Origin of the sequence: Streptomyces cinereospinus, from assembly GCF_042430725.1 — a bacterium.
Lineage (GTDB): Bacteria > Actinomycetota > Actinomycetes > Streptomycetales > Streptomycetaceae > Streptomyces > Streptomyces cinereospinus.
Genome location: NZ_JBHMCY010000004.1, coordinates 55,988 through 81,337 on the forward strand (window position 1 = coordinate 55,988; position 25,350 = coordinate 81,337).

21 protein-coding genes and 2 pseudogenes are annotated in these 25,350 nt (G+C 70.3%); 11 read left to right on the forward strand and 12 right to left on the reverse strand.

From position 1 onward, the window contains the following. The first annotated feature begins 34 nt into the window (after positions 1-34). From chvE to ACFF45_RS02970, 4 genes are all read left to right on the forward strand, one after another. Positions 35-1,138 (forward strand): multiple monosaccharide ABC transporter substrate-binding protein, encoded by a 1,104-nt coding sequence (gene chvE, locus ACFF45_RS02955; protein WP_381341446.1) that lies wholly within the window; start codon positions 35-37, stop codon positions 1,136-1,138. A 32-nt stretch (positions 1,139-1,170) separates the two neighbouring features. Continuing rightward, the gene (mmsA, locus tag ACFF45_RS02960) at positions 1,171-2,721 is read left to right on the forward strand and encodes a multiple monosaccharide ABC transporter ATP-binding protein (RefSeq protein WP_381341448.1); all 1,551 of its coding nucleotides are present in this window, start codon (positions 1,171-1,173) and stop codon (positions 2,719-2,721) included. Beyond that, positions 2,718-3,962, forward strand: coding sequence for a multiple monosaccharide ABC transporter permease (mmsB, locus tag ACFF45_RS02965; protein WP_381341451.1), 1,245 nt, complete (start codon positions 2,718-2,720; stop codon positions 3,960-3,962). The genes mmsA and mmsB overlap by 4 nt, the downstream gene beginning before the upstream one ends. Before the next feature lie 178 nt (positions 3,963-4,140). After that, complete coding sequence (locus ACFF45_RS02970; protein WP_381341454.1) at positions 4,141-5,886, forward strand: aminotransferase class I/II-fold pyridoxal phosphate-dependent enzyme; 1,746 nt, start codon at positions 4,141-4,143, stop codon at positions 5,884-5,886. A 19-nt stretch (positions 5,887-5,905) separates the two neighbouring features. On the opposite strand, the gene ACFF45_RS02975 is transcribed toward ACFF45_RS02970, so the two are convergent. Then, complete coding sequence (locus ACFF45_RS02975; protein ID WP_381341457.1) at positions 5,906-6,355, reverse strand: ATP-binding protein; 450 nt, start codon at positions 6,353-6,355, stop codon at positions 5,906-5,908. A 127-nt stretch (positions 6,356-6,482) separates the two neighbouring features. Here ACFF45_RS02975 and ACFF45_RS02980 point away from each other — a divergent pair, with 127 nt between their 5' ends. Both ACFF45_RS02980 and ACFF45_RS02985 read left to right on the forward strand, forming a co-directional pair. Continuing rightward, the gene (locus ACFF45_RS02980) at positions 6,483-7,322 is read left to right on the forward strand and encodes a helix-turn-helix domain-containing protein (RefSeq protein ID WP_381341460.1); all 840 of its coding nucleotides are present in this window, start codon (positions 6,483-6,485) and stop codon (positions 7,320-7,322) included. Then, on the forward strand, positions 7,319-7,558 hold the full coding sequence (locus ACFF45_RS02985; RefSeq protein WP_381341462.1) for a DUF397 domain-containing protein: 240 nt from the start codon (positions 7,319-7,321) through the stop codon (positions 7,556-7,558). The genes ACFF45_RS02980 and ACFF45_RS02985 overlap by 4 nt, the downstream gene beginning before the upstream one ends. Here the strand turns inward: ACFF45_RS02985 and ACFF45_RS02990 are convergent. The 4 genes and pseudogenes from ACFF45_RS02990 to ACFF45_RS03005 form a co-directional block, all read right to left on the reverse strand. Continuing rightward, positions 7,539-7,973, reverse strand: a complete 435-nt coding sequence (locus ACFF45_RS02990; protein ID WP_381341465.1) for an ankyrin repeat domain-containing protein — start codon at positions 7,971-7,973, stop codon at positions 7,539-7,541. The two genes, ACFF45_RS02985 and ACFF45_RS02990, sit on opposite strands and share 20 nt — an antisense overlap. 79 nt (positions 7,974-8,052) lie before the next feature. Then, positions 8,053-8,391 (reverse strand): annotated as a pseudogene (locus ACFF45_RS02995) (transposase); the annotation flags it as partial. 89 nt (positions 8,392-8,480) lie between these two features. Then, the gene (locus ACFF45_RS03000) at positions 8,481-9,374 is read right to left on the reverse strand and encodes a hypothetical protein (protein ID WP_381341467.1); all 894 of its coding nucleotides are present in this window, start codon (positions 9,372-9,374) and stop codon (positions 8,481-8,483) included. Positions 9,375-9,724: 350 nt separating this feature from the next. Beyond that, positions 9,725-9,919 carry a hypothetical protein gene (locus tag ACFF45_RS03005; RefSeq protein ID WP_381341470.1) on the reverse strand — a complete coding sequence of 65 codons (195 nt, stop codon included), beginning with the start codon at positions 9,917-9,919 and terminating at the stop codon, positions 9,725-9,727. A 38-nt stretch (positions 9,920-9,957) separates the two neighbouring features. Here ACFF45_RS03005 and ACFF45_RS03010 point away from each other — a divergent pair, with 38 nt between their 5' ends. Continuing rightward, positions 9,958-10,158: a hypothetical protein gene (locus ACFF45_RS03010; protein ID WP_381341473.1), complete on the forward strand. Its 201-nt coding sequence runs from the start codon at positions 9,958-9,960 to the stop codon at positions 10,156-10,158. 18 nt (positions 10,159-10,176) lie between these two features. On the opposite strand, the gene ACFF45_RS03015 is transcribed toward ACFF45_RS03010, so the two are convergent. From ACFF45_RS03015 to ACFF45_RS03035, 5 genes and pseudogenes are all read right to left on the reverse strand, one after another. After that, on the reverse strand, positions 10,177-10,794 hold the full coding sequence (locus ACFF45_RS03015) for an NUDIX domain-containing protein (protein ID WP_381341701.1): 618 nt from the start codon (positions 10,792-10,794) through the stop codon (positions 10,177-10,179). A 250-nt stretch (positions 10,795-11,044) separates the two neighbouring features. After that, entirely contained in the window at positions 11,045-11,464 is a 420-nt protein-coding gene (locus ACFF45_RS03020) for a DUF7919 family protein (RefSeq protein WP_381341475.1), read from the reverse strand. Positions 11,465-11,474: 10 nt separating this feature from the next. Beyond that, positions 11,475-16,574 (reverse strand): DUF6531 domain-containing protein, encoded by a 5,100-nt coding sequence (locus ACFF45_RS03025; protein WP_381341477.1) that lies wholly within the window; start codon positions 16,572-16,574, stop codon positions 11,475-11,477. Between the two features lie 455 nt (positions 16,575-17,029). Continuing rightward, positions 17,030-17,388 (reverse strand): annotated as a pseudogene (locus ACFF45_RS03030) (hypothetical protein); the annotation flags it as partial. A gap of 7 nt (positions 17,389-17,395) precedes the next feature. Continuing rightward, the gene (locus ACFF45_RS03035) at positions 17,396-17,812 is read right to left on the reverse strand and encodes a hypothetical protein (RefSeq protein ID WP_381341480.1); all 417 of its coding nucleotides are present in this window, start codon (positions 17,810-17,812) and stop codon (positions 17,396-17,398) included. Between the two features lie 174 nt (positions 17,813-17,986). Here ACFF45_RS03035 and ACFF45_RS03040 point away from each other — a divergent pair, with 174 nt between their 5' ends. The 4 genes from ACFF45_RS03040 (at position 17,987) to ACFF45_RS03055 (ending at position 22,386) form a co-directional block, all read left to right on the forward strand. Next, positions 17,987-18,556: an RNA polymerase sigma factor gene (locus tag ACFF45_RS03040; RefSeq protein WP_381341482.1), complete on the forward strand. Its 570-nt coding sequence runs from the start codon at positions 17,987-17,989 to the stop codon at positions 18,554-18,556. A gap of 199 nt (positions 18,557-18,755) precedes the next feature. After that, on the forward strand, positions 18,756-19,949 hold the full coding sequence (locus tag ACFF45_RS03045; protein WP_381341703.1) for a lycopene cyclase family protein: 1,194 nt from the start codon (positions 18,756-18,758) through the stop codon (positions 19,947-19,949). A gap of 35 nt (positions 19,950-19,984) precedes the next feature. Next, complete coding sequence (locus ACFF45_RS03050) at positions 19,985-20,713, forward strand: methyltransferase (protein ID WP_381341485.1); 729 nt, start codon at positions 19,985-19,987, stop codon at positions 20,711-20,713. Positions 20,714-20,799: 86 nt separating this feature from the next. After that, positions 20,800-22,386, forward strand: a complete 1,587-nt coding sequence (locus tag ACFF45_RS03055; protein WP_381341706.1) for an FAD-dependent oxidoreductase — start codon at positions 20,800-20,802, stop codon at positions 22,384-22,386. A 130-nt stretch (positions 22,387-22,516) separates the two neighbouring features. Here ACFF45_RS03055 and ACFF45_RS03060 read toward each other — a convergent pair whose 3' ends face one another. Beyond that, on the reverse strand, positions 22,517-24,586 hold the full coding sequence (locus ACFF45_RS03060; RefSeq protein ID WP_381341487.1) for an MMPL family transporter: 2,070 nt from the start codon (positions 24,584-24,586) through the stop codon (positions 22,517-22,519). Between the two features lie 181 nt (positions 24,587-24,767). Further along, positions 24,768-25,289, reverse strand: a complete 522-nt coding sequence (locus ACFF45_RS03065; RefSeq protein ID WP_381341490.1) for a MarR family winged helix-turn-helix transcriptional regulator — start codon at positions 25,287-25,289, stop codon at positions 24,768-24,770. Between the last annotated feature and the right edge of the window lie 61 nt (positions 25,290-25,350).

Below are 25,350 nucleotides of genomic sequence, written 5' to 3' on the forward strand. Positions count from 1 at the left end.
CGGTTCCTCCCCGCACACATCAAGGATGATGATCATGCGCAGTAGCAGAGCCGTATTCGCCGCCGCAGCCGCCTCCCTCGCCCTGACCCTCTCCGCCTGCGGCCAGAGCGGCGAGGGCGGCAGCGAGGAGGACCCGGCCGGCGCCGAGGGGGCCACCATCGGCATCGCGATGCCGACCAAGTCCTCCGAGCGCTGGATCGCCGACGGCAACTACGTCGTCCAGGACCTGGAGTCCAAGGGCTACGAGACCAGGCTGGTCTACGGCGAGGACGACCCCGACCAGCAGGTCTCGCAGGTCGAGAACCTCATCACGCAGGGCGTGCAGGCCCTGATCGTCGCGGCCATCGACAACAAGTCGATGAACAACGTCCTCCAGCAGGCCAAGGACGCGAACATCCCGGTCATCTCCTACGACCGCCTGATACTCGGCACCGAGAACGTCGACTACTACGCCTCGTTCGACAACGAGAAGGTCGGCGAGCTCCAGGGCACCTACATCGTCGACAAGCTCGGCCTGACGGACGGCGAGCAGGGCCCGTTCAACATCGAGCTGTTCGCCGGCTCCAACGACGACAACAACACCCGCTACTTCTTCCAGGGCGCGATGAACGTCCTTCAGCCCTACATCGACAGGAAGCAGCTCGTCGTCCGCTCCGGCCAGACCGAGCTGACCCAGGTCACCACCCTGCGCTGGGACGGCGGCACCGCGCAGAAGCGCATGGACGACATCCTCACCTCGGCGTACAAGTCCCAGCGGGTGGACGCGGTGCTCTCGCCGTACGACGGCATCTCCATCGGCATCCTGTCCGCGCTCAAGTCCGACGACTACGGCTCCGGGAGCAAGCCGCTGCCGATCGTCACCGGCCAGGACGCCGAGGTCGCCTCGGTGAAGTCGATCATCGCCGACGAGCAGTCGATGACCGTCTACAAGGACACCCGCGAGCTCGCCAAGGTGGCCTCCAACATGGTCGACGCCCTGCTCAACGACAAGAAGCCCGAGGTCAACGACACCAAGACCTATGACAACGGCGCCAAGGTCGTGCCCGCGTACCTGCTGGAGCCGGTGAGCGTCGACAAGGCCAACTACCAGAAGACCGTCGTCGACTCCGGCTACATCAAGGCAAGCGACCTCAAGTAAACCGCCACACCAAGGGATTGGAAGGCACGACCATGGCGGGACCCGTCCTGGAAATGCGCTCGATCGTCAAGACCTTTCCCGGCGTCAAGGCGCTGTCGGACGTCACGCTCACCGTCCGGCAGGGCGAGGTCCACGCCATCTGCGGGGAGAACGGCGCCGGCAAGTCGACCCTGATGAAGGTCCTCTCGGGCGTCCACCCGCACGGCACCTACGAGGGGGAGATCCTCTTCGAGGGGGAGGTCTGCCGGTTCAGGGACATCCGGGCGAGCGAGCAGCACGGCATCGTGATCATCCACCAGGAGCTGACCCTGGTGCCCTACCTGTCGGTCGCGGAGAACATCTTCCTCGGCAACGAGCACGCCACCCGCGGGCTGATCGACTGGACCGAGACCCTCCGGCACGCCACCGAACTGCTGCGCCGGGTGGGGCTGTCCGACCACCCGGACACCCGGGTCGCGGACATCGGCGTGGGCAAGCAGCAGCTCGTGGAAATCGCCAAGGCCCTGTCCAAGAAGGTGAAGCTGCTCATCCTGGACGAGCCGACCGCCGCCCTGAACGACGAGGACAGCGGCAAACTCCTGGACCTCATCCTGGAGCTGAAGAACCAGGGCATCACCTCGATCATCATCTCGCACAAGCTGAACGAGATCCGCCGGGTCGCCGACTCGGTGACCATCCTGCGCGACGGGCGGACCATCGAGACGCTGGACGTGCAGGACCCGGGGACCACCGAGGACCGGATCATCAGCGGGATGGTCGGCCGGGGCCTGGAGCACCGCTTCCCGGAGCGCACCCCGCACCAGCCGGAGGCGGGCGCCGCGCCCGCCCTGGAGATCCGGGGCTGGACCGTGCACCACCCGATCGACCAGCAGCGCAAGGTGGTCGACGACGTGTCGCTGTCGGTGCGCCGCGGGGAGATCGTCGGCATCGCGGGCCTGATGGGGGCCGGCCGCACCGAGCTGGCGATGAGTGTCTTCGGACGCGCCTACGGCCGGTACGCGGGCGGCACGGTCCTCAAGGACGGCCGGGAGATCCGTACGCGGACCGTGGCGGACGCCGTCGGGCACGGCATCGCCTACGTCACCGAGGACCGCAAGCACTACGGCCTGAACCTCATCGACACCGTCAACCGGAACATCTCGCTGACCGCCCTGCGCAAGGTCGCCCGGCGGGGCGTGGTCGACGAGCACGAGGAGCGGCAGGTCGCCGAGGGTTTCCGCACCTCCATGAACATCAAGGCGCCCACCGTCTTCGAGCCGGTGGGCAAGCTGTCCGGCGGCAACCAGCAGAAGGTCGTCCTCAGCAAATGGATCTTCGCGGGTCCGGACGTGCTGATCCTGGACGAGCCGACGCGCGGCATCGACGTCGGCGCCAAGTACGAGATCTACACGGTCATCGACCAACTGGCCGCCCAGGGCAAGGCGGTCGTCTTCATCTCCTCCGAGCTGCCGGAGCTGCTCGGCATGTGCGACCGCATCTACACCATGGCCGCGGGCCGGCTGACCGGTGAGTTCTCGCGGGCCGAGGCCTCACAGGAAACGCTGATGCGTCAGATGACGAAGGACAAAGAGGTAACGCGATGAGCACGGATGTGACCGCCAGGACCCCGTCACCCGCGCCGCCGGGCAAGGGCGGAGCGGGCGCGGGCGACGGCCTGCTCCAGCTGCTGCTGGACGGGATGCGCCGCAACATGCGGCAGTACGGCATGCTGATCGCCCTCGGCCTGATCGTCGTGCTGTTCGCGGTGTGGACCGACGGCGACCTGCTGCTGCCGCGCAACGTCTCCAACCTGGTGCTGCAGAACAGCTACATCCTGATCCTCGCGATCGGCATGATGCTCGTCATCATCGCGGGCCACATCGACCTGTCGGTCGGCTCGCTGACGGCGTTCATCGGCTCGATGGCCGCGGTGTTCATGGTCCGCAACGACCTGCCCTGGCCGGTCGCCGTGATCCTGTGCCTGGCCATGGGCGCGGTCGCGGGCGCGGTGCAGGGGTTCTTCATCGCCTACGGCGGCATACCCTCGTTCATCGTCACCCTCGCGGGCATGCTGATCTTCCGCGGTCTGACCGAGATCTTCCTGGAGGGCCAGACCCTCGGCCCGTTCCCGGAGGGCCTGCAGAAGGTCGCCAACGGCTTCCTGCCCGAGGCCGGCCCGGAGACCAACTACCACAACCTGACCCTGCTGCTGGGCTTCGCGCTGATCGCCTTCGTGGTCCTCCAGGAGCTGCGCGACCGCAGGCGCCAGCAGGAGTTCGCGCTGGACGTGCTGCCGCTCAACCTGTTCCTGCTCAAGCTGGTCGCGCTCGGCGCGGCCGTGCTGGTGGTGACGCTGCTGCTGGCCAGCTACAAGGGTGCCCCGATTGTGCTGCTGATCCTGGGCGTACTGCTGGTCGGCTTCGGTTACGTGATGCGCAACGCCATCATCGGCCGGCACATCTACGCCATCGGCGGCAACCTGCCCGCCGCCAAGCTGTCCGGCGTGAAGGACAAGAAGGTCACCTTCCTGGTCTTCCTGAACATGGGCATGCTCGCCGCCCTGGCGGGTCTGGTCTTCGCCGCCCGCTTCAACGCGGCCTCGCCCAAGGCGGGCCTCAACTTCGAGCTGGAGGCGATCGCGGCCTCGTTCATCGGCGGCGCGTCGATGAGCGGCGGTGTCGGCACCGTGCTCGGCGCGATCATCGGCGGTCTGGTCCTGGGCGTGCTGAACAACGGCATGAACCTCGTCGGCATCGGCACCGACTGGCAACAGGTCATCAAGGGCCTGGTGCTGCTGGCGGCGGTCGGCTTCGACGTGTGGAACAAGCGCAAGGTCGGTTCGTAAGTCATCCGGGGCCCCGCCGCACCTCGCGTTCTGACGGTACCGCTTCGCCACCGTCCACTCCTTCGGGGCGTGAGAACACGATTTCTTCACGCCCGTTGAACGGCGGCCCGTCCGCCTCCGTACTCAAGGGTGGCCCGTGCTCCCCCCGCACGGGCCACCCTTGAGTTCGGAGGTTCCCTTGGCCGGCGACGTCACCTCGCTGTTCCGCAGCACCGCGGCGCACAGCCCGTCGATGGCGGCGCCGGCGCGCGAGGGCGGCGACGGGGCCGGCCCGGTGGACTTCCGCGTCCCCTGCAACCCCTATTTCCCCACCCCGGCCATGTTCGACGAGCTGGCGGCCCGGCTGCGGGAGATCATCACGCACTACCCGAGCAGCGCCGACACCATCACGGCCGAACTGTGCGGTCTGCTCCAGCTCCCGCCGCAGTGCGTGGCGATGGGCAACGGCTCGACCGAGCTGATCACCTGGATCGACCACCTGCTGGTCCGGGAGTCCCTCGCCGTCCCCGTCCCGACCTTCGGCCGCTGGACCGACCAGCCGATGGAGACCGGCAAGCGGGTCGACATGTTCCCGCTCCAGGAGTCCGGCGGCTTCGCCCTCGACCTCGCCCAGTACGCCGACTTCGTCCGGGCCCGCGGCACCCGGGTCGCCGTCGTCAGCAACCCCAACAACCCCGACGGCGGCTTCCTGCACCGGCACGCGGTCGTGCAGTTCATGGACGCGATGGCGGACCGGGACCTGGTCGTCGTCGACGAGTCGTTCCTGGAGTTCGCCGACGCGGAGGCCGAACCGAGCGTCGTGCAGGAGGCGCTGATCCGCCCCAACGTCGTCGTGCTGCGCAGCCTCGGCACCAACTTCGGCCTGCACGGCATCCGCTTCGGCTACCTGGTCGCCAACCCGGCCCTGGCGGGCCGGATCCGCTCCATGCTGCCCAAGTGGAACCTCAACTCCTTCGCCGAGCACGTGGTGTTCATGCTGAGGGAGCACGGCCGGGAGTACGCGCACAGCCTCCAGCAGGTCCGCCGGGACCGGCTGGACATGGCCGGCCAGCTCGCCGCCCTCCCCGGCCTCACCGTCTACCCCTCGCAGGGCAACTTCCTCTTCGTGCGCCTGCCCGTGGGCGCCGAGGGCACCGTGGTCCGGGACCGGCTGCTCACCGAGCACCGGATCCTGGTCCGCGAGTGCGGCGACACGATCGGATCCTCCAGCCGTTTCCTGCGGCTCGTGGTGCGCCCCCAGGTGGATGTGCGTCGCCTGGTGTCCGGCCTGGAACAGGTGCTCTACGGGACCAGGAGGGGGGCCGCCGTGCCCGAGCCGGGCCCCGGGACCGGCTACAGCTCGGGCACGGCGGCGGTGGACCGGCTGGTCAGTGCCACCAACGGGACCGGTGTGCGGGGCCTTGCCGCTCAGGCCGTCGCCGCCGCCGCTCCCGTCGGTGCGGTCGGCGCCGGTGCGCCGGGCCCGGCAGCCACCCCGGGCACCGGCGCCGGCGTCCCGATGCCGGCGGCGGCCCAGTCGTTCCCGCAGCCACAGCAGCAGCCGCTCCCGCGGGTCCCGCAGCCGGCCCCGGTCGAGCCGGCACTGGTCGAACCGGCGCTGTTCGAGCCGGTGCTGCCGCAGCCCGCGGCACTCAGGCCCGCGGCCCTCCAGCCCGCGACACCCCAGCCGGTGATGCCCCAGCCCGCCGTGGCCCAGCCGCTCATGCCCCAGCCCGCCGTGGCTCAAGGGGTTCCCCGGCCGATGCCCTATCCCGCGCCCACCCCGCCCGGTGTGCCCGCGCGCGGCGGACTCACCGCGGCCCAGGTCCGGGGCACCACGGGCCCGGGCGCCCCGGTGGCCCCGGGCCTGTCCCCGGCCGCCGCGACCGGCTGGCCGGGCACCACCGGCTGGCCGGACGCGGCGGGGATGGGACAGGCCGGGTAGCCTCGCCACCCCGTGCGCGTCACTGCCGCGCACGGAAATCGATGTCGGCCCGCACGGTCTTGCCGGGCGCGCGGTCCACCACCTCCCACCGGTCGGCCAGCGCCGAGACGAGCACCAGGCCCCGTCCCGACTCGGCCAGCGGGTGCGGATGCCGCACGTCACCGGGTCCGGGCGGGCGGGGCGCGCTGCGGGTGTCGGCGACCTCGATCCGGATTCCGTGCGGCACGAGCGACAGTCGCAGCTCGAAGTCCCGGCCGGGCACGCGGCCGTGGGTGACGGCGTTCGCGGCCAGCTCGGCGACGACGACGGCGACGGCCTCGGAGGTGTCCGAGTCATACGGGATGCCCCAGAGGGCGAGTTGGTGCTCCGCGAGGTGGCGGGCGAGGCGGGCGCCTCGCGGGGTGGAGCTCAGACGCTGGCTGAACATACGTACGGTAATCGGCCGGTGGGGGGCCGAGGGTGCGGTCATGAGGCCAATGTGGCGCCCCGAGGCGGCGATTGCCCAGGTGCGGGGCGCGTACTCCGGCGCAGCGTACGCGGTCACGGACTGGACGGTACCGGTGACCGACCGTGACCATGGGTGCGGGAGGTGACCGATGGTGGTCGAGGGCGTGGGCGGGACGGGCGGCGAACCGGAGTCGTCGGACAGCATGCGGGCGTTCGGGGCGGTGGTCCAGGCCCTGCGCGAGCACGCGGGGCTGAGCCGGGAGGAACTGGGGGCGCTGGTCGGCTACTCCAAGCACACCGTCGCGTCCGTGGAACTGGGCAGGCGGATGCCGGACCCGGGTTTCGTGGAGGGGGCGGAAGGGGCACTGGGCAACACCGGTGCGCTGCGCAGGGCGGCGGTGCATCTGGGGCGACAGCCGGGGTTGGCGGCTTGGTTCCGGCAGTGGGCACGGCTGGAGCAGGTGGCCATCGCGCTGAGCACGTACGAATGCCGCATGATCCCTGGGTTGTTGCAGACCGAGGCGTACTCGAGGGCAATGGCCGTCGACCACGTGCCGCCCCTGGACGACGCTCAGGTCGAGGAGCGGTGGGCCGCCCGTTCCGTGCGACAGCAGTTGCTGCGCGAACGGCCGAACACCGCGTTCAGCTTCATCATCGAGGAGCATACGTTCCTGCGACGCACAGGCGGTGTTGCAGTGACCCGCGAGCTCGTCGAACACGTACTGGGGCTGGCGGAGCTGCGCAACGTCGAGATCCAGATCATGCCTCTGGTTCAGGAAACCCACACCGGGCTGCAAGGTCTCTTCCAGCTGCTGGAAACGCCGGAGAACAAGTGGTTCGCCTACGTTGAAGGGCAGGAGAGCGGCCAGCTGATCACCGACCGCAAAGTGGTCAGCGTGCTCCAGAGGCGGTATGCCAGGATGCGTTCACAGGCTCTCACCATGCAGGACTCCGTGAGCCTGTTGCAGCGGATGCGAGGAGACCTATGAGCACGTCCGAACTGGCCTGGTTCAAGAGCAGCTATAGCAGCAGTGCTTCCGGCGACTGCGTCGAAGTCGCGTTCTCCTGGCGCAAGTCCAGCTACAGCAGCGGCGGTGACGGCGACTGCGTCGAAGTCGCCCTCACCCCCGCCACCGTCCACGTCCGTGACTCCAAGAACCCCCGGCCGCACCTGTCCCTCTCCCCCGCCGCCTGGGGCGACTTCCTCAGCCGCCTGCCGAAGTGACCGCCGCGCCCGCGGCGCGCAGCACCTCGGCGGTGCCCGCGTGCTGTCCGCGCAGCGCCCATTCCAGCGGCGTGAGGCCCGTGCCGCCGTCCTCGCGGAGGTCCGGGTCCGCGCCGTGGGCGAGGAGGGCGCGGACCGTCCCGGTGTGCCCCCAGCACGCGGCCGCGCACAGCGACGTGCCCTCCGCGCCGGTGCCCGCGCTCTCGGCGTCGGGCGCGGCGCCGGCCGCCAGCAGGGCGCCGACGACGTCCGTGGCACCCTGGACGGACGCCGCGTAGAGGGCGGTGGTGCCCTCGGCGTCGGGCGCACCCGGGTCCGCCCCGGCCCGCAGCGCGGCGCGCACCGCGGCGAGGTCACCGGAGTCCGCCGCCGCGACGAGGCGCGTGGCCGACTTCTTCCGCCGCCGTCTGTTCATCGCGGCCGAGACTATGTCGGGTAGCCGGGTCGCGTTGCCATGACCCGGCTACCCGACTTACTGATCGTTTCAGAATTGAGGTTCGTAGGCGGCGGAGGCATATGAGGCTGCAGGCCAGATCAAGCAGGCCCTGGTGGATGTCGGCGCGTCGCTCCTAGCGGATGCGGAGTCGCTTGAACTGGTGCAGCCAGGCGAAGGCGCGCTCGACCACCCAGCGGACCTTGCCCAGTTCGAATCCGTGGGCGGCGCCGCGTCGGGCGATCATGGGCTTGATGCCACGTTTCCACAGCAGGCGGCGGTACTTGTCGAAGTCGTAGCCCTGGTCGGCGTACAGCCGCCGGGGCCAGCGGCGGGGGCGACCCCGCAGTCCGCGGATCGGCGGGACTGCGGGCAGTAGCTGGGTGACATCGTGCCGGTTGCCGCAGTCGAACATCTCGAAAGGTGCTGCTGGGAGTGGCCCACGGCAGCACGTACGACAACGTTGAATTTGGCTGGCGAGCTACCGGACTACGATTGCGCTTCCTTCAAAAACTCTCTTGCCTGGTCGTTCAACGTCGCCTGGGATTCCTCATGTGCGCGTTCGCGCTCGTAGTGGATGTGACGGCTGCGTGGTTGATCGTACGCTTGCGGGTGCAGGTACAGTCCTCGCTCCTCCGCGGGTTTGTCCTCTTCCGGCACGATTCGGTTCTGACTGGCGTAGGGGTCTTTGCGCACTCCAGTGACTTGCCATGATACCTTGATATTGGGTTTGTCGGTTCTGATTGAAAATCGGTTTTCGTGAATCTCCTCGGAAATGATTGCCTGTGTAAATCGACCAATGCTCGTCAGTTGGTAGGTGAAGTCCTGGTTGAGCGCATCGAAGTAGCCGGGCAACGTTACGACTGCGCCGCCCTTGTCGTCCGTCTCGACGTTGCCGGAGTAGACATTTAGCATGTCGGGCGACTCGACGAAGGAGTGGACCAGGTACCTGTTCTCTGGATCTAGCGGATGGTCGATCTTGAACCCTCCGGCGGCCTTCGTCAAAAAACCCCCTACGAAGACTTTCCCGTCGAAGACTCCCGCATAGCCTTCCATGCTCTTCGCCCAGATCCCGTAGGCCGATGTCCCCGTGTGCGCTTGAGCAATCACGCCGGTGTTGTTAAGAGCAAATCCGATGCCGACCACACCTGTCGATTGGTCACCGGCAACGTGGCTAGAACCCAACACCCCGTAGCCCATAAGGGTGTTCCCGTTTACTCCTACCTGGCCGACACCTAGAAAAGCCCTGGAATTCGTACCTGTTTGGTCATAATTCAGTTTATTGAAAACAACCGACAGGGGAACGTCAGTCGCGCCTTTCAGATTCGTCTGGTCGCTACCGGCGTCCTGAGACGCACCGAATCGCATCTGCCCCACTGTCATGTGTACCGCCTCCAGGCTCGGAGCTAGAGCTGGCACCTACTGGCGCCACCTGGGAAGATAATGAATGATTCTGAACTCTTTTTGCGTGTCTAGTGCGGTAATCGCGATCGAAATCATGCTTTTGGGTTAACTGCACCGCGGCCGCTGAGGCACCACCAGACGGGCCATGACATCGCCCCGCCGAAAGCCATCGTCGCGGGTACCTCCAGCTTGGCGTACCAGCCGGCTGCACGATCGCGCCTACCAGTTCCAGCTTGAACATGTGGTGTTCCCACGACTTGTCTGACAACTCGCACGACGGTGGTCGGCCGCGATCGTGACAGAAGAACCGCACTCCGATCGGGGAGCACTTAGAAGTGGTCGGGCAGCCAGGGTTCGAACTGGGCGGTGCTGCGCACGAGTCCTGCGAGTGCCTTCTCCGAGACGGCGTGGATTCCGGCCATGCGGGCTGAGGTAGTGGACCGGTAGCCGTCGGCGTACCAGACCGCGAGTTGGCGCCGCGTGAGGATCACTCGGCCTTCGATGTGGGTGGGGGTGATCTCCACGGTTCCCGCCTTGAATCGACCTGGTCGCGGGCGCCGAGATGCACCTCAAGCGCGGCAGCATCGAGCAGGCGTGCGCCACCTGGCACCGTGCCATCGACCACATGGGCGGCGTCCGCTCCGTCCGCACCCGCAAGGCCGTTGCCCGCATGCGCAGCGACCTGGCCCGTTTCCGGGCTCGAGGCCTGCTGTGCTTGGCCGAGCTCGACGAACGCGGACGGGACTTCCTCACCAACGGCTGAGCGCCGCCGGCTCGGACCTCACAGGCACCCGAAGTAGCGGCGGACGATCGGCCGCAGGTAGTCCGCGTGCGGACCCACCAGGGCGGCCAGCTCACCCGGTGAGCGCACCAAGGCCATCTTCTCGAGCTCCGGGGCGCGCCCCTGGCGACGGTCGGCTTCCGCCGCGGCGGCGAATTCCGCCCGCAGCGCCGCCTCGGAGAGGGCCGGGGCGAGGTAGGTCAGGCCGACACTGCCGTTCTCGCCGCGGGTGACGACCCACAGCTTCAAATGTTCGGCACCCGCGCCGATCCCCAACTCCTCCGACCGCTCCCGCGCGGCCTGCCCGGCCAGTGCCGGCTCGTCCAGGACCTCCCCGCCCTGGGGAGGCTCGACAGACCCTCCCGGCAGTTGCCACCGGCCCGGGGCGGCTGTGGAGGGCGACATCCTCACTGCCAGCACACGGCCGTCAGTGGTGGGCTGGACGATGTTCACGAACAGGGAGGGCAACGCGGTCGCGCCCGGGACCCGGCGCAAGGCGTAGTGCCGGTAGGTCACACGCACCCACGACAGGCGCAGGATGCCCGGGCCCGTCCGCTCCAGTCCCCCACACGCCACCACAGGCCCGTCGAGAAGAGCGGGGTTGGCCCGGACCGCCATGTCCACGCGCGGTCTCGGGCCTCAGCGTCCCGGGACGACAGCGACGGCTCCGCAGCTTCGGCCAGTACCAGTCGTTCCACGTCGAAGAGGTCAATGCCCACAGAGGGCAGTGTCTCGGTCACCGGCCCATCGTAGGCGGCCAGTACCCGCTGTCCCCGATGCGCCTGGGACAGTGGCTGAGCACCCTGCGCCGCCGCTGCACTTTCGGGTAGGTGGGCGTCCGCACGCGAAGGCCCACCTACCGCGTTACTCAGTCGGGCAGGATCAACTCATCGAGGGTTTCGACACCGGCCGTCTCAGTCGCCGCGCGGCAGAACTGCTCGGGCGGACAGTATCGGTGTTGCGCGATGTAGTGGATCACCAGATTGGGTGCCGCATAGGCCGTGCCGTCGGTTCCCCGCACCCTGATCTCAGCCGATCCGAGCCACACTTCCGTGTCCAGGGCGGGGCCGCCGAGCACGACAGGCCGGGCGCTGGTGCAGAACTCACAGAAGTGGACGCCGCGCATGTGGTTGTCGTAGGCGGCGCTGAGAATCGCCAACGCCTCCACCACTCTTTCGTTCACGATGCCTGTGCGGAAGGGTCGCCCGCGGGCCAGCCAGCCGACGTTGAGCATGGTGTGGTCCGACACGTCGTAGGAGTAGCGCGTCAGATCGGGGTAGTAGGTCATGCGTTACTCCTCAGCGCCGTGGGTCGCAGTGCTTGCGGCAGATCGCCAGATGTACTGGCCCCATGTTCGGTTTGAGGATGTCACTGAGGAGCGTGTCTTTGCTCACGGTGATCGATCCGTTCATCATCTTGAGGTCGTGCCCAGGGGCCACGGTGTAGTTCGGCAAGGTCTTCCCGGGGCCGACGATCTCCGTGGGTTTGATCTTTTTGCCCTGTTCGACTGCGAGTCCAGTGGACTGCCGGAGGCCGATACCGTCCTCTACGTAAAAGTAGCCCCATGTGCCGCTTGGCATCTGCGTATCTCCGGTGCCACGAACGTACCAGCCGTGGCCCGCGATGACGGTCTGGCCGTCCGGGCGCCCCCCAGGGAGCCGCTCCGCTGCCGGACCGACGCCCTTGCCATGTGTGGGAACATCGTGCCCACGCAGCTCGGGCGCTACCGCAGCGCGTCGCCACCCGGTAAGTCCTCCGATTCCTACGAGTGCGATCTGTTGGGTCAGTTCCTCCGCTGCCTCGGCGTACAGGTCGGCGAGGGCGTCGCAGCCCTGTTGCCGGAGCATGTCTTCGGCGCGGTAGAGGCGGTAGGCGGGGCGGACGGGCAGGTACTTGTCGACGAAGGCGCCGGCGCCGCCGTTCTCGCCGGTGAATGCGTCGTGGGCGTCCCCGAGGAACACGAAGGGTGACTTGACGACGTCAACGAAGGCGTCACCGAAGATGCCGAGCGCTTCGCCGACGCTGTCCACGCTGTCGTTGTTGGGGTCGTCCGGGGTCAGACCACTGGCGTCGGTCAGCAGGGTGGGGACGTTGTCGGCGTAGGCGTATGGCGAGACGTACGGTGTCGCCCCGCCGCGGGGGGCCGGGTCGGGCCGGGTGAAGCGGGCGGTGGCGGTGTCGTACTGGCGGGCGTGGAGGTCGAGGTTGCCGGTGGTGGTCTCGTAGCGGGCGCCGGTGTAGGACGGGGTGCTCGCGGGGGCGCCGCTGGTGGTGGTGTTCAGGACGCGGGTGCCGAATGGGTCGTAGGCCCAGCGCTGGTAGAGGGTGCCGGTGCTGTTGGCGACGTCGACCGGTGAGCCCTGGGTGTCGTGGTGGTAGTAGAACAGAGCGCCGGCGCCCGTCCTGGTGGATGTGGGCTGGCCGAGCGGGTCGTAGCGGTAGGACTGCTTGATGGCCCAGGCGCTGTCGTACTCGGTGGCCAGGATCGGCAGGGGGGCGTTGGGGTCCCACTGGGTTCGGTTGGTGACCGTGCCGCCTTGGAGGGTGGCGACCTGGTTGCCGCTGGCGTCGTGGTCGTAGGTGTAGGAGGCGCCGGCGACGGTGGCCGCCGATATCTGACCGGCCAGGTCGTAGGTGTAGGTTTCGTCGCCCGCTTTGGTCTGGTTGCCTTCGGTGTCGTAGCCGTAGGCCGTGGTCGTGGTGCCGGTCGTGGTCGAGGTGAGCTGGTCGGCCGCGTCGTAGGTGTAACTGGTCGAGGCGGTTCCCAAGGCGGAGGTCAGGCGGTTGCCGACCTTGTCGTAGGTGTAGGAGGTGGTGCGGCTTGCGGCGCAGCCGGTGACCCAGGGCTGGGGGTAGCAGCCGGAGGTGAGACGGCCGGCGGTGTCGTAGGTGAGGTCGTAGCCGCCGGTTCCGACGCTGGCCCGGGTGACGTCGACGTGGGTGGGCAGGCCCGCTGGGGAAAGGGTGAGCGCGGTCTTGGTGACCGTGGTGCTCGCCTTGGTGGAGGTGACGGCGGTGAGGCGGCCGGCCCGGTCGTAGGTGCGGTCTTCGGTCCCGGTGTTGGGCAGTGCCGACCTGGTGAGGTTGCCGGCCGGGTCCCAGGTGTACGTGGTGGTCTTGCTGTCGGCGGCCATGGTGGCGGTGCGGCCGTCGTTGTCGTAGGTGTAGGCGATCGTGCTGCCGTCGGAGTACTTGCGGGTGAGCATCTGGCCGACGGCGTCGTAGGTGTAGGCGAAGCCGCGGGTCTTGGTGAGGTTGCCGACCGCGTCGTAGACGAAGTCTTCGGAGATCTTGGAGTTCGCGCGGGCGGTCATCTGCCCGGCGGCGTCGTAGCCGAACGTGGCGTCGGGGGTGGAGTCGGAGTAGTCGATCTTGGTGAGCAGGCCGCGCGGGTCGTAGGTGTATTGCGTGGATCCGCGGGGTGTTGTCTTCTTGGTCAGGTTGCCGTCGGCGTCGTAGCCGTAGGTCGTCTGCCGTTCCAGTGGGTCGGTGACCGAGGTGGGGCGGCTGGCTGCGTCGTAGCCGTAGGTGGTGACGTGGTTGTTGGCGTCGGTGCGCTGGGTGAGGTTGCCGACCGTGTCGTAGGTGTAGGTGGTGACGGCTCCGCCGGGAGCGGTGACCTTGGTCAGCTGGTCGAGCCCGTCGTAGTCGTAGCCGGTGGCGCGCTTGTCGGCGTCCGTTTGCCTGACGACGTTGTTCACCGCGTCGTATGCGGTGGTGGTCACGCCGCCGAGCGGGTCGGTGACGGTGGTTTGGTTGCCGGCCGGGTCGTAGCCGTAGGTGGTGGTGTACTGGGTCGGGTCGGCGCCGGTGGCGTTGCCGCGGGCGTCGACCGTGGTGGCCTGGCGGCCGTCGCTGTCGTATGTCCAGCTTGTCTTGTGGCCGAGCGGGGAGGTGGTGCTGAGCAGGTTGCCGTCGGCGTCGTATTCGTAGGTGGTCTTCTTGCTGAGTTGGTCGGTGCTGCTGGCGAGGCGGTTGTTCTTGTCGTAGGTCGAGGAGACCGTCTTGCCAGCGGCGTCAGTGACTTTGGTGATGCTGTCGTTGGCGTTGTAGGTGTAGGCGGTGGTGCGGCCCAGCGGGTCGGCGACCGTCGATGGCCGGTTGACCGCGTCGTAGGTGGTCGTGGTCGTCGCACCGGTCGGGCCGGTGACGGTGACGGGGTTGCCCGCCGCGTCGTAGGTGTAGTTCGTGGTGTAGGCGGCCGGGTCGGCGCCGGAGACGTTGCCGCGCGGCGAGACGGTGGTGAGCAGGCGGCCCACCTTGTCGTAGGTGTAGGTGATCTTGCCGCCCGCCGCGTCAGTCTCGGAGGCGAGGCGCCCGCTCGCGTCGTAGGTGCGGGTGACGGACTTACCGGAGGGACCGGTCGCCTTGGTCACGTGCCCGGCATTGTCATAGGCGTAGATGACGACAGCGCCCGCGGGATTCTCAGCCGAGGTCAGCTGCTCGGCGCCGTTGTACTCGTAAGTTGTTGTGCGGCCCAGCGGGTCGGTGGCCGAGCTGAGCAGCCCGCGTCCGTCGTAGGCGTACTTCGTGGTGTAGGCGGCCGGGTCGGCGCCGGAGACGTTGCCGCGCGGGTCGGTCTGGGACAGGATTCGGCCGGTCTTGTCGTACGTGAATGTCGTCTTCTCGCCCAGCGGTGTGGTGACCGAGGTGCGGTTGCCGGCGGTGTCGTAGCCGTAGGTGGTGACCTTGCCGCGCGGCGTGGTCACGGTCTCGATGGCACCCAGCGGGGTGTAGGTGTAGACGGTCTTGCCGCCCAGGGGGTCGGTGGTCGCGGTCAGTTGGTTGGAGGTGTTGTATGTGTATGTCGTCGTGTTGAGACGGCCGTCGGTGTGGCTGGTGATGTTGCCCGCGGTGTCGTAGGTCCAGCTCTCCGTATAGGGCAGGGCCGACGGTGCGCTGCGGGTGAGCATCCGCCCGGCGCTGTCGTACGTCATCTCCGTGGTGTTGCCGCGCTGGTCGGTGATGGAAATGGGCCGCAGATAGCGGTCGTAGTCGTAGCTGATGCTCTCGCCGTACGGGTCGATCGTCTCCATCAGGACGTTGGCGGCGTACACATCGGTCCACACCCCGCCGTCGGGGGCTGTGGTGTGCGCCGAACCAGTGCTGCTGTCCCAGGTGAACGTGGTTGTCTTGCCGTTCTGGTCCGTCTGCGACGTGACGCGTCCCGCGCTGTCGTAGGTGTTGGCGACCTTGCCGCCCGCCGGGTCGGTGTATGAGGAAAGCCGCTTGTCCGCGTCGTACGCGTAGGAGGACGTCTTCCCGGCCGGGTCGGTCACCGATGTCAGCAGACCGTCGGTGTGGCCGTATGACACCGATGTGCCGTCCGGAAGGCTCACCTTGGACAGCAATCCGTCGGCGCCCGGGGTGAAGGTGGTGGTGCGGCCGGCGGCGTCCTTGACGGAGGCGAGCTTGCCGGACGCGTACGTCAGGCTCAGTCCCTTGCCTGCCATGTCGACCACAGAGATGAGCACACCTGCGCTGTCGAAGGTACGTTTGATGTGGTCCGGCGTGGTGAGCGTGTAGGTGCTGGTGCCCTTGACCAGCTTGGCCATCGAACCTGCGGGAGTTTTGTAGGAGCCGTCACTGGCCTGTGAGAACACGAACGACGCTCCGTCGTCCGCCCGGTACGTCACCTTGCCGGTGGCAACAACCAGTCGCGCGTCGAAGGGTGTGGCCCAGCCACGCCCCAAAAGTCCGGTGGCGGTCGAGTCCGAGCGGTAGGTGCGCTCCAAGTTCAGCGGCACACCCGGACCCACCATCGAGGCATCAGTGAGCTGTTCATAGAACATGCCGGTCGCCGTGTTAACCGGGTCGGCACGGTGCGCCTGCGCATAGCAAGAGCAGATGCCCGCCTGCGCACCTGGAATGTCCGGGGTATAGAACGCCTCGATCAGCGGCGAGGTGGTGCCGTAGGGATCCCACGTACCGTCCGTACCCTTGGTGTAAATCCAGGCGTAATACTTCTTGCCGTCCTCAAGGGGTCCGCCCAGCGCGGTGTTAGCCCACCAGAAACATTGGTCGGCAGGGTACTGATTGCTCGGCCACCAGCCGTAGCACCAGGCCCCGCTGTCCATTATCCCCTTGCCAGCCGGGTCATATGTGGCCTTGTCGATCTCCCAGTCGTGAACGATCTTCCCGGCCTCGTCCAGGATGAATATCCACAGTCCGGAGTAGTTCGCACCGGTACCCTCGGCGAACTGTAGGTGTCCACCTGTGAAGAAGCTGCCGGGCCAGACCCCGTTGGAGATGGATACCCATTCCGGGCCGACGGTGGCGGCCGCCGAGAAGGGTGCCGCTTCGGTTTCGGCCGCCGGACCTTTGTTGGGCTGCACGTTGGGCCGGCCGTGCGGCTTCGCGGTCGGCTTTGTACCCGGCGAGCGCGCATAGTCGTGCATGGGCGAGAGTTCATCCCGCTCTTGCTTTACCTGCTTGCGTCGCTCGGCAAGCGTCGTAGCCTCGGGTGGTTCGGGTATCTCCGCAGCCGTGCGGGCCTCAGCCTGGGAGATGATCGACGGAGCCGTGGACGGCGGCCGGTCTCGAGGCGACGCCCAGGACGGGACGACACCCGCTAACGCCAGGAGAGTCAAGGCCAGAGCGGCTGTGACGAGTCTTCGCAGTTGTGGGCGCATGATGCATCACCTGTGGAGATGTTGTGGATGTGACCACAGGGATGTTGATCTACGCGTTGGGTGATCTAACGCATCGCGTCAGATACGGCCGGATTTGCATGATCACTCAACGTGAGCCTCAGCTTTCGAAGGCTGGTCACCCGGAGGAGAACACGGCGGGGCGTCCAGCCTCATTGACTGAAAGGCGATCTTGCACTTCGAATGCGAGGGTGAACTCGCACTTACTTCTGAGATAACGAGCCGTTCCGAGTTGGGTGCAGTTCCAGCTTTGGGAGATCCGCCGTGAGTTGGTAGTTGTGCTGTCGTTGGTGGGATAGGAACGTTTGTGTTCGCGGGCGAGGTGGAAGCACCAGTACTCCCCGAAGTCACCGTTGTCGTTCAGGGCTCGGACATGAGGACGGCTGCGGCGGCGGGTAGACCCCAGCGGGCTCCCGGTGATATCGAGGCGGTCGCCGATCAGGTGACGACAGGCGCCCTCGATCGCGCCGGTGGCGATGGGCCAGGCGGGCGCGAGGGCGATGTCACAGCCGAGTTGGTCGAGGTGATCGGTGAGGTAGCCGACGCAGAGAGACAGGCCCTGTAGCCCCCTACCGCGCGGCCGGAGGGACGGCCCACGCCGGCAGGTCGTCCACGGAGTCACCGCTCACGCTCGCCGAGTAGGTCCGCGACCCCACCCGCACGCCGAGGTCGAGCCGCCGGGACAGCAGGGCGCGTCGCCGCGTCACCCGGGCGCCGCCGGTGAGCGCCGCGCGCACCAGTTCCCCCACGTCCTCCGGGCGCACGTCGTCGAACGTCAGGTCGTCCAGCATCAGCCGTACGCCCTCGGGGTGGCTGCGGGCGCCCATGACGAGCACGTACACGTCGTGGCCGCGGACGGGACCGTCCCAGTCGGCGACCCAGGCGTCCCCCTCCCACCGCTCGCTCGGCGCGGCGTCCGCGGCGCCGAGCGACCGCAGCGCCGTCGCGAGTTCCGCCGACGCGGGCCTGGGAACACTGGTCGCCATGACCACCAGTGTGCACGTCAGAAGAGCCCGCGTACCAGCCGGTGCGGCCGGGGCGGTGCCGAGGGCGGGCGGAAACGATGCAGAGACGCTGCGAGTTGAGACCCGCCGGTGGTGGGACGCACGGTGACTCCTGGGACGACGCAGCAGCACCGCTCGGCTGAGGGGGCACTCGGGATGCAGGCACGGCGGATCGCCGACGAGGAACTGGCGGCACGGTTCGCCGGCGGGGACGAGGAGAGCCTGGCCGCGCTCTACCGGCGGTTCGGGCCGCTGGTCCACGCACTGGCGAGCCGCTCGCTGGCGGACCGGGGCGAGGCCGAGGACGTCACCCAGGCGGTGTTCCTGGCGGCGTGGCGCGGCCGGGACCGTTTCCGCCCGGAGCACGGTGCCCTGTCCGCCTGGCTGGCGGGGATCGCCCGGCGGAAGACCGCCGACGCGCTCGCGGCCCGCTACCGGCGCACCGAACTGGCCGAGGCCGCCGGGTCGGTGCTGGCCACCCGGACCGCGCGGGCGGCCGCGGAACCGGAGGCGGCCGTCGACCGGGTGGTGGTGGCCGCGGAACTGGCCAAGCTGTCCGCGCCGCAGCGCCGGGTGCTGCGGCTGGCGTTCTACGACGACCTGTCGCAGACGCAGATCGCCGACCTCACCGGCTGGCCGCTGGGCACGGTGAAGAGCCATGCGCGCCGCGGGCTGCACCGGCTCGCCCGCTGCCTGGGCGAGGAGACGGGCACTGCGAACGCATGAACCCCGTGACCCGGCAGGGCGGAATCCGGTCGCCGGGCGCCCGCTCGGGTGCCCGGCGCGGAATCACCAGCAGCAGGACCGGCACGGCCGCGAGGGAGCCTCAGTGCGGGACGCAGACGTACCAGACGCCGACGGGCGGCAGGCCCACGTCCGCGACGCGGACGCGGACATGGACGCGGACGTGGACATGGACGTGGACATGGACGCGGGCGTGGACGTCGTCGTGATCGGCGCCGGTGCCGCGGGGCTCTCCCTGGCGCGGCGGCTCACCGATCCGCGGACGCGGGCCCGCCGGCCCTTGACGGTCGCTCTGGTCGACGCCCCGCGGGGCCCGTTGCGCCCCGGACCGCGCACGTGGTGCTACTGGGAGCCGGCGGGCGGCGAGTACGACGCCGTCGTGCGCGCCTCCTGGGACCGTGTGCGCGTCACGGGTCCGGACGGCACCACCGTGCTGGGCGACCCCGGTCCGCTGCGCTACAAGATGATCAGGTCCCCGGACTTCGAGCGGTGGGCGGACGCGGAGCTGGCCCGGTCCGGCTGCCTGCGCCGCGAAGCCGTCGTCGACGGCGTCCGGGACGGCCCCGGCGGCGCCGAGGTGCACGGGCGGGACGCGCAGGGCCGGCCGGTGCGGCTGACGGCCCGCTGGGTGTTCGACTCCCGGCCGCCGGGCCGGCCGGGCCCCGCCCGGACCACGCTGTTGCAGCACTTCCGCGGCTGGTTCGTGCGCACCTCCCGGCCGGCCTTCGAGCCGGGCGTCGCCGACCTGATGGACTTCCGCACCCCGCAGCCGCCGCACGGCCTGGCCTTCGGCTACGTCCTGCCGTTCGGGCCCAGCGAGGCCCTGGTCGAATACACCGAGTTCTCCGGCGCGGTCCTCGCCGACGACGCCTACGACCGGGCGCTGGCGCACTACGCCGACGAGGTGCTCGCCCTGGGCGCGTACGAGGTCACGGAGGTCGAGCAGGGGGTCATCACGATGACGGACGCCCGCTTCCCGCGCCGCGTCGGCCGGTCCGTCTTCCCCCTGGGGGTGGCGGGCGGGGCGACCCGTCCCGCGACCGGCTACTCGTTCGCCGCGACCCAGCGCCACACGCGGGCGATCGCGGCGGCGCTGGCCCGGGGGCGCACCCCGCTCGTCCCGGCCCCGCACGGGGCGCGGGCCCGCGCCATGGACGCCGTGCTGCTGCGCGCCCTGGACACCGGGCGGGTCGACGGGGCCGCCCTGTTCACCGGACTGTTCGAGAAGGTGCCGGCGGAGCGGCTGCTGCGCTTCCTCGACGGCCGGACCAGCGCCCCGGAGGACGTCGCGGTCGGGTTGCGCACCCCGGTACGGCCCATGCTGCGCACCGCCCTGGAACTGCCCTTTCTCACCCGGCGCCCGGCCGGACCCTGACGCGGCCCGGCGCCGCCGTACCAAGGAGCACCTGCATGTCACTGCTGCGCGACGCCGACCTGTCGGCCGCGTTCGACCTCGCCGCACCGTCCTACGACCGGATGGTCGCCGCCAACCCCGGCTACCACGGCCAGCTGCGCCGCTCCGCCCGCCGGCTGGCCCTGCCGGACGGCGGCAGCGGCCTGCGCCTGCTCGACCTGGGCTGCGGCACGGGCGCCTCCACCGCCGCGCTGCTCGCCGCCGCGCCGCGCGCCCGGATCACCGCTGTGGACGCGTCGGCGGGCATGCTCGCCAAGGCCCGGGCCAAGAGCTGGCCGGACCGGGTCCGCTTCGTCCACGCGCCCGCCGAGGGGCTGGCCGGGGCGGGCGTCACCGGGCCGTTCGACGCCGTGTTCGCCGCGTACCTGTTCCGCAACGTCGCCGACCCGGACGCGGTCCTGGCGCAGGTGCGGGACCTGCTCGCCCCGGGCGGGCGCCTGGCGGTGCACGAGTACGCCCTGACCGGCCGGGCGGCGCACCGCACGGTGTGGACGGCGGTGTGCCGGGGCGTGGTCCTGCCGGTGGCCCGGCGCGCCGGGAACGGCGCCCTGTACGAGCACCTGTGGCACAGCGTCGTGGAGTTCGACACCGCGGACGCCTTCGCGGCGCGGCTGGCGCGGGCCGGGTTCATCCGGGTGCGGACGCTGCCGACGACGGGCTGGCAGACGGGGATCACGCACACGTTCGTGGCACGGGCGCCCGCCGCGCGAGGGGGCCGGGCATGAACGGGCCGGACACCAGCGCGGCGGACACCAGCGGGCCGGACACCAGCAGACCGGACACCAGAGCGGCGGACACGAGCAGGGCCGGCATGAGCAGGGCCGGCATGAGCAGGGCCGGCACGAGGAGGACGGGCCGTATGGACGGCGGACACGGACGGGACCGCAAGGCGCGGCTGCTGACGGACCCCGGGGGCGCCCCGCGCTGCGAGGGCACGGGGCCGTCGGTCGCCGTGGTCGGCGGCGGCATCGCGGGGCTCGCGGCGGCCACCGTACTGGCCGAGCGCGGGGTGCGGGTCACCCTGCTGGAGCGGGAGACCGACCTGGGCGGGCGGCTGGCGGGGTGGCAGGTGCGGCTGGCCGACGGGTCGTCGGCCACCATGACCCGCGGCTTCCACGCCTTCTTCCGCCAGTACTACAACCTGCGCGCCCTGCTGCGGCGCACCGATCCGGGCCTGCACGGGCTGACCGCCCTGCCGGACTACCCGCTGCGCCACCGCGACGGACTGCTCGACAGCTTCGCCCGGGTGCCGCGAACGCCCCCGCTGAACGCCCTGGGCTTCGTCGCGCTGAGCCCGACGTTCGGCTGGCGGGACCTGCTGGGCATGCACGCCCGGTCCGCGCTGCCGCTGCTGGACGTGCGCGTCCCCGGCGTCCACGAACGGCTGGACGGGATCAGCGCGCACGACTTCCTGCACCGCATCGGTTTCCCGCCGGCCGCCCGGCACCTCGCCTTCGAGGTCTTCTCGCGCAGCTTCTTCGCGGACCCCCGGGAGCTGTCCGCGGCGGAACTGGCGCTGATGTTCCACATCTACTTCCTGGGCTCCAGCGAGGGCCTGCTCTTCGACGTGCCGCGGGAGCCCTTCCCGCAGGCCCTGTGGGAGCCCCTCGGGGACTACCTCCAGGACCGCGGGGCGACGGTCCTCACCGCCAGCCCCGTGGAGGCGGTGGCCCCGGCCGCCGACGGCACGGTGCGCGTGACCGTCGCCGGGCGGACCCGGCCGTACGACGCGGTGGTGCTGGCGACGGACGTGCCGGGGCTGCGGCAGGTGGCGGCCGCCTCGCCGGACCTGGTCGACCGGGCCTGGCGGGAGTCCGTCGCCGGGCTGCGCACCGCCCCGCCCTTCCTGGTCTCCCGGCTCTGGCTGGACCGGCCGGTGCACCCCGACCGCCCGGCCTTCCTGGGCACCAGCGGCTACGCGGAGCTGGACAACGTCAGCGTCCTGGACCGCTGGGAGGGCGAGGCGCACCGCTGGGCGCTGCGCACCGGGGGATCGGTGGTCGAACTGCACGCCTACGCCGTCCCGCCGGGAGCCGACCGGGCGGCCGTGCAGGAACGGCTGGTGAGCCAGTTGCACCGGGTGTACCCGGAGACCCGCGACGCCGGGGTGGTCGACCGGCGCCACGAGTGGCGGGAGGACTGCCCGCTGTTCTCCGTGGGCGGCTACGACCGCCGCCCGCGGGTGCGGACGGCGGACCCGGCGGTCGTGGTGGCGGGCGACATGGTCGCCACCGGTCTGCCGGTCGCCCTCATGGAACGCGCGGCGACCAGCGGGTTCCTGGCCGCCAACGCCCTGCTGCGCCGGTGGGGGGTACGGGGCGAGCCCCTGCGCACGGTGCCCGACCGCGGCCGGTCGGCGGTGCTGCGGGCCCTGGCCGCCCTGCTCGCGCGGGACTGACCCCCCGCCGGGGCGGCCACCCCCCGCGACGGGCCGTGGCCGCCCCGCACACGCCGGATCGACCCCCGCCGGGGCGGCCACCCCTCCCGGCGGGCCGTGGCCGCCCCGCTGACAGACCCCGCCCGGGCGGCTACCCCTTGCGTCCGAGCCGGCCCGGCCACCACACCGGGGCCCCGATGTCCCGGACCAGGGCGGGCACCAGCAGCGAGCGGACCACCAGGGTGTCCAGCAGGACGCCGAAGGCCACGATGAAGGCGATCTGCGCGAGGAAGGCCAGCGGGATGACGCCGAGCGCGGCGAAGGTCGCCGCGAGCACGACGCCGGCGGAGGTGATGACGCCGCCGGTGGTGACCAGACCGCGCAGCATGCCCTCGCGTACGCCGTGCCGCAGCGACTCCTCCCGTACCCGGGACATCAGGAAGATGTTGTAGTCCACGCCCAGCGCCACCAGGAACACGAAGCCGTACAGCGGCACCGAGGGGTCGGTGCCCGTGAAGCCGAGGACGTGCTCGAACACCAGGGCGGCGACGCCCAGGGTGGCCAGGAAGCTGAGCGCCACGGTCGCCACCAGCAGGGCGGGCGCCAGCAGGGACCGCAGCAGCCCGACGAGGATGAGGAAGATCACCGCGAGGACGACGGGCACGATCAGCGTGCGGTCCCGCTCGGCCGTGCGCAGCGTGTCGTACTGCTGCGCGGTGTAGCCGCCGACCAGCGCGTCGGCCCCCGGCACGGCCCGCACGGCGGTCCGCAGCCGCGCCACGGTGTCCTTGGCGGCGTCGCTGTCCGCGGCGGACGTGAGGGTGACGTCCACCCGGGCCCGCCCGTCGACCACGAACGCCTGCTGTCCCGGCCGCCCGGAGCGCGTCACGGGTGCCGCCTCGGCGACCCCCTCGGTGCCGCGGGCCACCGCGACCACCCGGTCCAGCGGCCCGGCGTCGGCGATGATCACCGTGGGGTTGCCCGAGCCGCCGGGGAAGTGCTCGCCGAGCGTGCGCTGCGCGGCGACGGACGGCGCGTCGTCCACGAAGATCTCGTCCAGCGGGACCCCCTTGGAGGTGAGGGTGGGGGCCAGGGCGGCGCAGGCCAGCAGGCCGGCCAGCGCGACCGCCCAGACCCTGCGCGGCGCGCGGTCGACCAGGTCCGCGATCGCGCGCCACACGCCGGTGGCGGCCGCCGGCTCGCCGCTCCGGGGCCTGGCGGGCCAGTACGCGGACCGGCCGAGCAGGACCAGCGCGGCGGGCAGGAAGGTCAGGGCGCTGACGACGGCGCACACGATGCCGATGGCACCGACCGGGCCGAGCGCCCGGTTGTTGGTCAGGTCGCTCAGCAGCAGCGCGAGCAGGCCGAGCGCCACCGTCGCGGCGCTGGCGACGATGGCGCCCCAGGACTGGCGCAGCGCGGCCCGCACGGCGGCGAAGCGGTCCTCGCGCTGCCCGAGCTCCTCCCGGTAGCGGGCGGTCAGCAGCAGGGCGTAGTCGGTGGCCGCGCCGATCACCAGGATGGACAGGATGCCCTGCACCTGGCCGTCGACGCGCACGACGTCGTGGTCGGCGAGCGCGTAGACGACCGCGCAGGCCAGTCCGAGGGAGAACACCGCGCCGAGGATGACCACGAAGGGCAGCAGCAGGCTGCGGTAGACCAGCAGCAGGATCACCAGGACGGTGACCAGGGCCACCACCAGCAGCAGCCCGTCGATCCCGGCGAAGGCGTCGGAGAGGTCCGCCTGGGTGGCGGCGGGACCGGCCAGGGCGACCGTGGTCCCGGGCACCCGTTCGGCCGCGGCGCGAATCCGGTCCAGGGCCGCGGGCAGTTCCTCGTCGAGGTCGGGGCGGAGCTGGACGACGCCCTGGAGAGCGGCGCCGTCCTGGGAGACCAGCGCGGGCGAGGGCCGTCCGGTCACGCCCGGGGTGCCGGCCAGCGAGGCCAGCGCGCGGGTCGCCGCGGGCCGGGCGGCGTCCGCGGTCCCGCCGTCGGTGGTCCAGACGACGATCGCGGGCAGCGTCTCCGCCTGACGGAAGGCGCGCTGCTCGGCGATGACCTGTGTGGACTCGGCGCTGCGGGGCAGGAAGGCCGCCTGGTCGTTGATGGCGACCTCGCCGAGCCGGCCGGCGAACGGACCGAGGGCCCCGCCGATGCCGAGCCAGGCGATCAGCAGCAGGACGGGGACGAGCCAGCGCGCTCGCCGGTGCGTGACGGACATGGTTCTCCAGGCGTCGGGGGCGGTGGGCCGGACGGTTCGATGACGTGAGCCGTGACGTGAGCCGGAAAGTAACTCAACGACAAAGAATCTCAATCATCGAGATAGTTGCCCGCCGCGATCGTAAGCGACGCCTGTGCTTCCGGGTACGGCGGCCTCTCGGATGCGTCTGCCCCGGATCCGGTCAGTTACCGCCGTGCTGCCCCGTGGCGAGCTCGTCGTTGAGGACGGCGAGGAAACGGAACACCACCGCCATCTCCTCGTCGGTGAAGTGGTCCATGGCGGACCGGGCGGCGTCGGCCAGCGGGCGGAAGTGCGTGCGGGCCGCGGTCCGGGCGTCGTCGACGTAGTACAGGTGGACGACGCGGCGGTCGGTGCTCTCCCGCACCCGGCGGATGTGACCGGCGCGTTCGAGCCGGTCCACGCAGGCCGTGACCGCTCCGGAGGTCAGTCCGAGGCACTCGCGCAGCCGGCCCGGCGTCATCGGCTCCTCGGCGTCCAGGATCGCCGCCAGCGCCTGCACGTCCGTCGCGTGCAGGCCCCGCTCCCCCGCGAAGCGCTGGGTCACGCGGCTGATCTCCCCGTGCATCCGGCGCAGCCCGACCGCGAGGGTGTACAGGTCGCCGTCCCGCCGTTCGCCCGGCGCCCCGTCCCCGGACGGCGCCCGGCCGCCCGCCTCGCTGTGCTCCGCGTCCGCTGTGCCCACCTGATCAGCCTATAGAAGGCGCCGCCCGGCCCGGCGGACCCGGCCGCCGCCGTACGCCACC